The following is an 8,364-nucleotide window of genomic DNA, read 5'->3' on the forward strand; positions in this document are numbered from 1 at the left end:
CTTATTCAAAGCCCATTCCGCAGACATTACACGGTTGAGACAAATGGGGTTAAGCCTAATGTTGAGGCAATGCAGGAGGCAGCAAAGGCTATAATCGGTACACATGACTTTTCGTGCTTTTGTGCAGCGAATACAAGTGTGAAGGATAAGGTACGCACGGTTAAGACTCTGCAATTTGAATGGCATGGAGAAGAGCTTCATATGGTGATTGAAGGTAATGGCTTTTTATATAATATGGTGCGTATTATTGCAGGTACACTTTGGGAGGTTGGTGTAGGTCGTCGTACAATAGACAACTTGGCACTTGTAGTCGCTTCTGAAGATCGTGATAAAGCCGGAAAAACCGCGCCACCACAAGGGTTATACTTAGAAAAGGTGTTCTATTAGTGGGGTTCTGAAATTCTGAACAACATCACCAGGTGTTTAATGAAATTGCTTGACTTTAGAAGTCATTCATTATATGATAACAGATGGTATTTTCATTACCACCACAAATAAGCCCCGAAACTTATAGTGTAGTTTAATGAAAAATAACGGTAATCGAATCGATTAGGAGGATATATACATGCGTACAACATTCATGGCTAAAAGTCACGAAGTAGACCGTAAATGGTTAGTAGTTGATGCAGAAGGCCAAACTCTTGGACGTTTAGCTTCTGAAGTAGCTGCAATCTTACGTGGTAAACATAAACCAACATTCACACCAAACGTTGACACAGGTGATCACGTAATCATCATCAACGCTGACAAAATCCATTTAACTGGTAACAAATTAGAAGGTAAACTTTACCGTCACCACACTCAATTCGCTGGTGGTTTAAAAACTCGTACAGCTGGTGAAATGCTAGACAAGTACCCAACACGAATGATCGAATTAGCAGTTAAAGGAATGCTTCCTAAAAACTCTTTAGGTCGCAAAATGTTCACTAAACTTAATGTTTACACTGGAACAGAGCATCCACATGCTGCACAAAAACCAGAAGCATACGAGCTTCGCGGATAATATAAATTAAGAGGAGGATATTACTTTGGCACAAGTTCAATACATCGGCACTGGTCGCCGTAAAAGCTCTGTAGCTCGCGTACGTTTAGTACCAGGTACAGGTAAAATTGTTATCAACAAACGTGAAATCGAAGAATACGTACCATTCGCTGCATTACGTGAAGTAATTAAACAACCATTAGTAGCTACTGAAACTACAGGAAGCTATGATATCCACGTAAACGTTAACGGTGGTGGATACACTGGTCAAGCTGGTGCTGTTCGTCACGGTATCGCTCGTGCTCTACTTCAAGTAGACCCAGATTTCCGTGCTGCATTAAAATCAGCTGGATTACTTACTCGTGATTCACGCATGAAAGAACGTAAAAAACCAGGTCTACGCGGCGCTCGTCGTGCACCTCAGTTCTCAAAACGTTAATATCAGCGTTTATACAAAAACTCTTTCTACTTTTGTGGAAAGAGTTTTTTTGTTAGGAAGCAATATAAAAGAGCAATCTTTGGAGTGATCCCAAAGATTGCTTAGTATTATTTTTTATGAAACTGACGATGTAGTTGATGCACCTGTTCAGCTAGTTCTGCCACCGGGCCTTCTACGATAGTATCTTGAATTACTTCTTGTATGGATAGATTACGAACACGGGATGCAGAAGATATCTCCATATCTTTTAGCCATTGTGCTAATTGTTTAGAGGAGCTAGCATAAACAATTCTTCCTAACCCCACCCAGCCATGAGCCGCAGCGCACATTGGGCAATGTTCGCCTGAAGTGTAAACTGTTGCCGTACTTCTTTCCTCGGGACTCATATTTTTAGCTGCCCAACGTGCCAATGCAAATTCGGGGTGCTGTGTATGGTCACCACCAGATACATGATTTTGATCTTCTGCTAGCACCTCGCCATTAGCAGCCACAAGAATCGAACCGAATGGCTCATCACCAGCATCTAGCGCATTTTGGGCAAGTTCAATACATCTCTTTAGATGCTTTAAATCTGTTTCTTGAATCATGAAAAATCCTCCTTATGTTAGCTATTAGAAGAGCGCTCAGATTCTGCGTTTTTTAAAATACTTACGATTTCATGAAAACCTAATTTTTTCGCATGCTGCAACGGTGTAATACCGTCTCTATCGCCAATATTTAAATCAGCACCATAATCGACCAATAATTGTACGACTTCCTGATGTTTCTCACCGCCATTACCTAATATGACTGCTTCTAATAGGGCTGTCCAATGTAAATGATTAATGTGATTAACATCAATATCTGAATGATTAAGTAGCTCACGAACTACTTCTACATGTCCACGTTCTGAAGCTGGTATGATAGCTACTCCCCCAAAGCGATTCGTTAGCTTTGTATCAGCTCCTGCTGCTATAGCAAGCTTTACTATTTCAAGGTAGCCTGATGCACCTGCATGTAAAAGTACATTCTCAAGATTATTATCTCTACTATTAATATCAGCGCCATGCTCAATAAGTACCCTCACAGTATCCACCTGATTATTATAGGTTGCAGCTAAGACAGCTGTTCTTCCAATTTGATCGGTGGTATTGATATTCACTCCATTTTGCAGAAGCGATAATACTATCTCCGTATTACCGTTCGCCGCGTTAATAATCAATTGATCATCCATTTCCTCCACCTTCTTTCATTATATCTCCACAATAAAGCAGCTAAATGTTACTAGCAGAACTGATTTCGTGCTATAGCATCATTAACCGTCTTATAAAAATATGGTAACATGGAGCATTTTACATGAATAATATTTAAAAAATATGCATGGCTTAGCTTTTTCATATAATAGACAAGGACAGTTGTACAACGATGATAACGAAGAACTTGTTTGATAAGTCAGTTGCCCCATTTAAAATTATTAAAAATATTTTCGCATAAGTTTATGCTTTTTTAAGAAATTATTTAGAGGAAGTTTAACATTCCGTTTTAATATAGTTTTGAAGGTATAAGAAACCTTTCGTTTTTTCATAATGAGTTTGACATAACTCAAAAATATAAACAGTGGAGGTAACTAGCTATGAAAAAGTTCTTAATAATTTCTGTTGCAGCAATGGCACTACTTGCAGCATGTCAAGATAAGGAGCCTGCAAAAGGCAACACTACGAATAGTGAGGAAGTAAAAACAGAAGGTGCTACATCAGAAAATCCAACGAATGACCAAGCGCAGGAGCAATTAACGAAGGGTCAAGAAATGGCCAATATTCTAAGCAGTACAAACTGGCAAGGTACAAAAGTATACGATAAGGATCAAAATGATTTAACCGCGGAGAACTCAAATTTCATCGGTTTAGCAAAGTATGATGTTGCAACAGGTCACTATGAATTTTTTGATGCTGCTACAGGTGAAAGTCGTGACGATAAAGGAACATTCTTTATTACAAATGATGGGAAACAAAGGATTTTAATTTCTGAATCCAAGAACTATCAAGCCGTTGTAGAGATTATTGAGTTAAACGATAGTATCTTTACTTATAAACGAATGGGGAAGGATGCTGCTGGGAATGATGTAGAAGTATTTGTGGAACATATACCTTATAAAGAAAAAGATTTGGCATTTACAGATTCGGATAAAACACTAGATGCATCAACTGGTGATATTGTTACAAACATTGATGGAGACAAAATTTTAGCAAACACACTATGGCATGGAACTGTTGTTTTAGATGAAGCGGGTCATGATGTAACAGAATTCAATTCAAATTTCATCAGCATTGCAAAATATGATGCTGATACAAATAAATATGAATTTTTCAATCCTGAAACGGGTGAAAGTCGTGGAGACTATGGCTACTTTGATGTCATCCATGATAATAAAATAAGAGCTCACGTTTCTCTTGGTGACAATAAATATGGTGTCGCACTTGAAATTACTGAAATGAATGATAAGAAGTTTACGTACAAACGAACAGGTAAAGATAAAGATGGTAATGATGTAACGGTATTTGTAGAGCATGAGCCATACGAAGGTGAATTCGAGCCAGAATTTACAATGCAATAAAATTGTTCTTCCTCCCTTTAATATAGAAGAAACTAAAACTCTCAAGTTCAATACTTGGGAGTTTTTTTTTCTTTCTGGCATAGTTCATCCACTAATTTCGTACACTATATGTAAAAGGGTGGTGGATATGGGTGAAGCGCTGGCTTGCACTAGGAGTAATTATGCTAATGAGTATAGTGGTCGTGGCATATGAAACAAATGCTTCGGACCGTAACTTCTTTTTACCAGACCCACTTGGTGGCATTAAAATTGTCATTGATGCAGGGCATGGTGGGGAGGATGGAGGAGCTTCAAAGGGCGAAGTAATTGAAAAGGATATTACACTTGCAATTGCTCAGCATGTTGAGAAGCAATTAAAGAAGAAAGGCGCAACAGTCGTAATGACACGTACAAAAAATGGAGATGTTATTGATGAGCATGCGCCATCAGAAAAATATGGGACATTAAGAGAACGGAAAAAGCAGGATATCTTTTTAAGAAAGGATATCGTGGAAAAAGAAAAACCAGATGTGTTTATTACTATTCATGCAAATGCCATACCGGAAACAAAATGGCGTGGTGCCCAAGTATTTTATCATAAGGAAGGACATGCTGATGGTGAGATATTAGCTAAAAGTATTCAGCAATCCATTCGTAATAACTTAAAAAACACCGATCGAGAAGCGTTGTCTATTAAACAAATCTATTTACTGAAGAAAGCGGAAGTACCTGCAGCATTAGTGGAAACTGGATTTATTAGTAATGATGAGGAACGTGCACTATTAATAGATAAGAATTACCAAGAAAAAATGGCAGATGCTATAGTTGAAGGTATAGAAGAGTATTTATTAGCTAAAATTGAGTAGAGCAACATCTACAACGTAAATCAAATCATTATGATATACTAACAATGAGACAAGATAAGGGGAGTGTTCGCCGTGATTACTGAACAACAAGTACGAGAAATACTGGGACAACTACAAGATCCATTTTTACATAAATCGCTTGCAGAAACAGATGGTATTACAAACGTAGCAATTAAAGAAGAAAAAAATCATGTCAGTGTAAAAGTTGCGATCGCTAAATTAAACACACCAGAACAATTACAGCTTCAAATGAAAATTGTTGAGGTTTTAAAAGAAGCGGGTGCAAACACAGTCGGTATTCGCTTTGAAGAATTATCAGCAGAAAAATTACAAAGCTTCCGTGGCACAGCTACAGAATCAGAAGCTCAGGATATTTTATCACCATTAAGCACAGTTCAAGTAATTTCTATTGCTTCTGGTAAAGGTGGTGTAGGTAAGTCTACTGTATCTGTTAACTTAGCTGTTGCTTTAGCCCGTTTAGGTAAAAAAGTGGGCTTAATTGATGCAGATATTTATGGATTTAGTGTGCCAGATATGATGGGTGTTACAGATATGCCTAAGGTAGTAGACAATCGTATATACCCAGTAGATCGCTTTGGTGTAAAAATGATTTCTATGGGCTTCTTTGTGGAAAACAATGCACCTATCGTATGGCGTGGGCCAATGTTAGGTAAAGTATTAGATCAATTCTTCCGCGATGTTGAATGGGGAGAGCTTGATTATTTACTATTAGATTTGCCACCGGGAACAGGTGATGTAGCATTAGATATTCATCAAATGTTACCGTCATCAAAAGAAATCGTTGTTACAACACCACATCCAACAGCTGCATTTGTTGCAGCTCGTGCAGGCGCTATGGCTCTGCAAACAGACCATGAAATTTTAGGTGTTATTGAAAATATGGCTTGGTTTGAATCTAAATCAGGCGAGCGAGAATTTGTCTTTGGTCAAGGCGGTGGTCCTAAGCTAGCTGAAGAGCTACGTACAGAGCTACTTGGACAAATCCCACTTGGGCAACCTGATTGGACGGATGAAGATTTTGCTCCTTCTGTTTATGCTGAAAACCATTCAACAGGTCAAATTTATTTAGATATCGCAACGAAAGTCATTGAGAAATTAAGTAAATAAATAAAAAACCGGATAATCTCCACTTTGGGGAAAATCCGGTTTTTATATTGCTATTCTGGTTATTCAGTGCCTTTTTGCTCCTTATCCGTACCGCCACCACTATCGCCACTTGCTTCCTTCTTATCGCCACTTCCAGATGAACCCGTTTCGCCGCCGCCACTCTTTTTAATAAGTTCTTGCCATTTAGATTGCATTAAAGGGCTTTCGATTGTATCCTTCACGACTTCCTCCATTTGCTTGCGCATATTGGATGATTTTAGGATGGTTTCTAACTGCTTCTGCATATCAGGTTGCCCGAAAAAAGCCTCCATATCCTTTTGGAAAGTAGGATCTTTTATTAATTCCTTCATAATATCCTGTTGCTGTTTTTGCATGCTTTTCGCAACAGTTTCTTTAAATTTTGGATCTTCAAAGGTTTTCTTCCAAAAGTCTTCTGCTTCCTTGGAAAGTAATGTTTCTTCTGTAGCCTTTTTCACTTCATCATGCTCTAAAATCAAAAGCTCACGGAAACTTGGCTCTTCTAAAAGCTGTCGCAATGCCTTCTTACCATCCTCTGTTTGTAAAGAGTCGATCATGATTTTTTTTATTTCATCATAGGACATGGTAGAGGTTTTATCTTGTGCACAGGCAGAAAGAAAAAGCATTAAAATCAATAATAAGATGAATTTTCGCATCGACAATCAGTCCTTTCTCTAGATAGACTCTTTCAATTATTGTTCACATTTCTGATGACTTTATGTATTGGATAGGATGAGAATTAGCTTTTTTAACAATGCATTGATAAAATAAGGACAGATATATTGAGAAATTGGGGGACTTTTAGTTGTGACGATACGAAATTGGGCAAAGTTTTTCTTCTTTGCAATGCTCGTTGGTGGTGTAGTCAACGGAGTTTTTAGTTTATTTATTCGCTGGGAATTCTTCCAACCCTACATAGTAAACGGTCAATGGGGCGAGTTTTTTGCTGGTCTTTTATGGATGGTTTTCTTAGGCTTTACAATGAGTGTTATTGCACAGGCAGGTTTTTTTGCTTATTTAACACTTCATCAAGTAGGTGTAAATATTTTTAGAACACTGACATTATGGAATTGGGTACAGCTTTTATTAATCGCAATTACTATTTTTGATATTGTCTTCTTCCGTTTCGTACCGGGGGTAAAGGATGGGCAAAGCTGGTTATTTTATACGGGTTTATTGATCGTTCTCATTTTTGGAGCATTAGCGACAGCGGTCCAAAAAGTAAAATTAACAGGAAAAAAACATGTATTAATTTCTGCCCTTTTCTTTATGATTGTGATTACAACATTGGAATGGACAATTGCTTTAATGGGTCGTGATGAAAACATTAATGAATATGTTGCGCTATTATTATTCCCGTTATTGGCTGTTAATGCGTATCAATTATTAGTATTACCGAAATATAATGCAAAATCCGATGAAGATCGTCAAAAATTAGAAGCACGTCGCAAAGCACGTCGTCAACAAGCAAAAAATGCATAAGAAAAATTGCCTCTACTAATGGAGGCAATTTTTTTATGGGGATTTTTTTGTTTGAACCTTATAGCCAAATATATTTTCTTCAATTGACATAAACTTATTTTGTTGTATAAGTTTATTTAGATCTTTAAAAGGTATTTTATTGTTTTGATGGAGCGGGAAAAATACAAAATCGCCTTTTTGCAATTTTGGAGTCTTCTCACCTTGCCAAATAAGAGAAGGTGACAATAAATTCATTTGTTGCTGAAACAGAGATTTTTGCAGGTCCTGTGAATATTGATGATTCCGAGTAGCGAACCACAGTGGTTTTTCCTTCAAATATTTTTCATAGGTATTAATTTCTTTTTCTATGAGAGCAATGTCTACTGGTTCATCTGTTGAATCTTCTGGGCCAAGCAACCCCGTAGGTAATTTTCGTTCATGTATGATTTTTATATGTTCGGGGGAACGCTTAATCCAATCTGTATCTAAAAGTAAAAGTGGATAAGGTTCTTTTACCGTTTGGAGCCATTCTAATAGAGAGTCATCTGAGAATGAAATCTCAACAATAAGAGACGTACCATAATGTCCTTTCGTGACTACTACTGGTGCATTAGCAATATTAAATACAGAAATCATCGTTGAATTTATAGGCTTTAGAAAAACAAAGAGAGTTACGATAAAAAGCAGTGAAATCAACGTTTTGCGGACCATAATAATAACCCCGTTTCTAAAATTTTAAAGAAAAAATGAATCTCTTTAAAAAAACTTATGATTTACTGTTGACTTTCATGAATAATCGATGTTATTATGTATAAGTCGCCAAGAGGTGACAGAGAAATCAACAACATGAACCTTGAAAACTGAACAAGCAAAACGTAATCAATAAAGTTTTAAGTAA

10 protein-coding genes and 1 pseudogene are annotated in these 8,364 nt (G+C 37.2%); 7 read left to right on the top strand and 4 right to left on the bottom strand.

The genetic code is table 11. From position 1 onward, the window contains the following. The 3 genes from RT445_RS21765 to rpsI form a co-directional block, all read left to right on the top strand. A partial coding sequence (locus RT445_RS21765; protein ID WP_483869422.1) for a tRNA pseudouridine synthase A occupies positions 1 to 387 on the top strand: 387 nt, incomplete at its 5' end. Between the two features lie 178 nt (positions 388 to 565). Continuing rightward, a complete protein-coding gene (gene rplM, locus RT445_RS21770; RefSeq protein WP_313471544.1) occupies positions 566 to 1,003 on the top strand; it encodes a 50S ribosomal protein L13 in 438 nt (145 codons plus the stop codon). Positions 1,004 to 1,028: 25 nt separating this feature from the next. After that, the gene (gene rpsI / locus RT445_RS21775; protein ID WP_004233744.1) at positions 1,029 to 1,421 is read left to right on the top strand and encodes a 30S ribosomal protein S9; all 393 of its coding nucleotides are present in this window, start codon (positions 1,029 to 1,031) and stop codon (positions 1,419 to 1,421) included. Between the two features lie 107 nt (positions 1,422 to 1,528). Here the strand turns inward: rpsI and RT445_RS21780 are convergent, their stop codons facing one another. Beyond that, a complete protein-coding gene (locus RT445_RS21780; RefSeq protein ID WP_274794942.1) occupies positions 1,529 to 2,008 on the bottom strand; it encodes a nucleoside deaminase in 480 nt (159 codons plus the stop codon). A 17-nt stretch (positions 2,009 to 2,025) separates the two neighbouring features. Next, positions 2,026 to 2,634, bottom strand: a complete 609-nt coding sequence (locus RT445_RS21785) for an ankyrin repeat domain-containing protein (RefSeq protein WP_312506412.1) — start codon at positions 2,632 to 2,634, stop codon at positions 2,026 to 2,028. Positions 2,635 to 3,186: 552 nt separating this feature from the next. On the opposite strand from RT445_RS21785, the pseudogene RT445_RS21790 reads away from it, so the two are divergent. The 3 genes and pseudogenes from RT445_RS21790 to RT445_RS21800 all read left to right on the top strand — a co-directional run. After that, positions 3,187 to 4,014 (top strand): annotated as a pseudogene (locus RT445_RS21790) (DUF4822 domain-containing protein); the annotation flags it as partial. A gap of 131 nt (positions 4,015 to 4,145) precedes the next feature. Further along, complete coding sequence (locus RT445_RS21795) at positions 4,146 to 4,859, top strand: N-acetylmuramoyl-L-alanine amidase (protein WP_274794939.1); 714 nt, start codon at positions 4,146 to 4,148, stop codon at positions 4,857 to 4,859. Between the two features lie 72 nt (positions 4,860 to 4,931). Next, the gene (locus RT445_RS21800; RefSeq protein WP_274794938.1) at positions 4,932 to 5,987 is read left to right on the top strand and encodes a P-loop NTPase; all 1,056 of its coding nucleotides are present in this window, start codon (positions 4,932 to 4,934) and stop codon (positions 5,985 to 5,987) included. 59 nt (positions 5,988 to 6,046) lie between these two features. Here RT445_RS21800 and gerD read toward each other — a convergent pair whose 3' ends face one another. Continuing rightward, positions 6,047 to 6,661: a spore germination lipoprotein GerD gene (gene gerD, locus RT445_RS21805; protein WP_274794937.1), complete on the bottom strand. Its 615-nt coding sequence runs from the start codon at positions 6,659 to 6,661 to the stop codon at positions 6,047 to 6,049. 151 nt (positions 6,662 to 6,812) lie between these two features. Between gerD and RT445_RS21810 the strand changes: the two genes are divergently transcribed. Further along, a complete protein-coding gene (locus RT445_RS21810) occupies positions 6,813 to 7,487 on the top strand; it encodes a KinB-signaling pathway activation protein (protein WP_274794936.1) in 675 nt (224 codons plus the stop codon). A gap of 33 nt (positions 7,488 to 7,520) precedes the next feature. On the opposite strand, the gene RT445_RS21815 is transcribed toward RT445_RS21810, so the two are convergent. Beyond that, on the bottom strand, positions 7,521 to 8,177 hold the full coding sequence (locus RT445_RS21815; RefSeq protein ID WP_274794935.1) for a hypothetical protein: 657 nt from the start codon (positions 8,175 to 8,177) through the stop codon (positions 7,521 to 7,523). Between the last annotated feature and the right edge of the window lie 187 nt (positions 8,178 to 8,364).

The sequence above is a fragment of the Lysinibacillus sp. genome, assembly GCF_032093475.1.
In the GTDB taxonomy this organism is placed as follows: domain Bacteria; phylum Bacillota; class Bacilli; order Bacillales_A; family Planococcaceae; genus Lysinibacillus; species Lysinibacillus irui.

Bases quoted from the DNA above. Each gene is read 5' to 3' on its own strand.
- rplM (WP_313471544.1), top strand. From the start codon at position 566: ATGCGTACAACATTCATGGCTAAAAGTCACGAAGTAGACCGTAAATGG.
- RT445_RS21780 (WP_274794942.1), bottom strand. From the start codon at position 2,008: ATGATTCAAGAAACAGATTTAAAGCATCTAAAGAGATGTATTGAACTT.
- RT445_RS21785 (WP_312506412.1), bottom strand. From the start codon at position 2,634: ATGGATGATCAATTGATTATTAACGCGGCGAACGGTAATACGGAGATA.
- RT445_RS21815 (WP_274794935.1), bottom strand. From the start codon at position 8,177: ATGGTCCGCAAAACGTTGATTTCACTGCTTTTTATCGTAACTCTCTTT.
- gerD (WP_274794937.1), bottom strand. From the start codon at position 6,661: ATGCGAAAATTCATCTTATTATTGATTTTAATGCTTTTTCTTTCTGCC.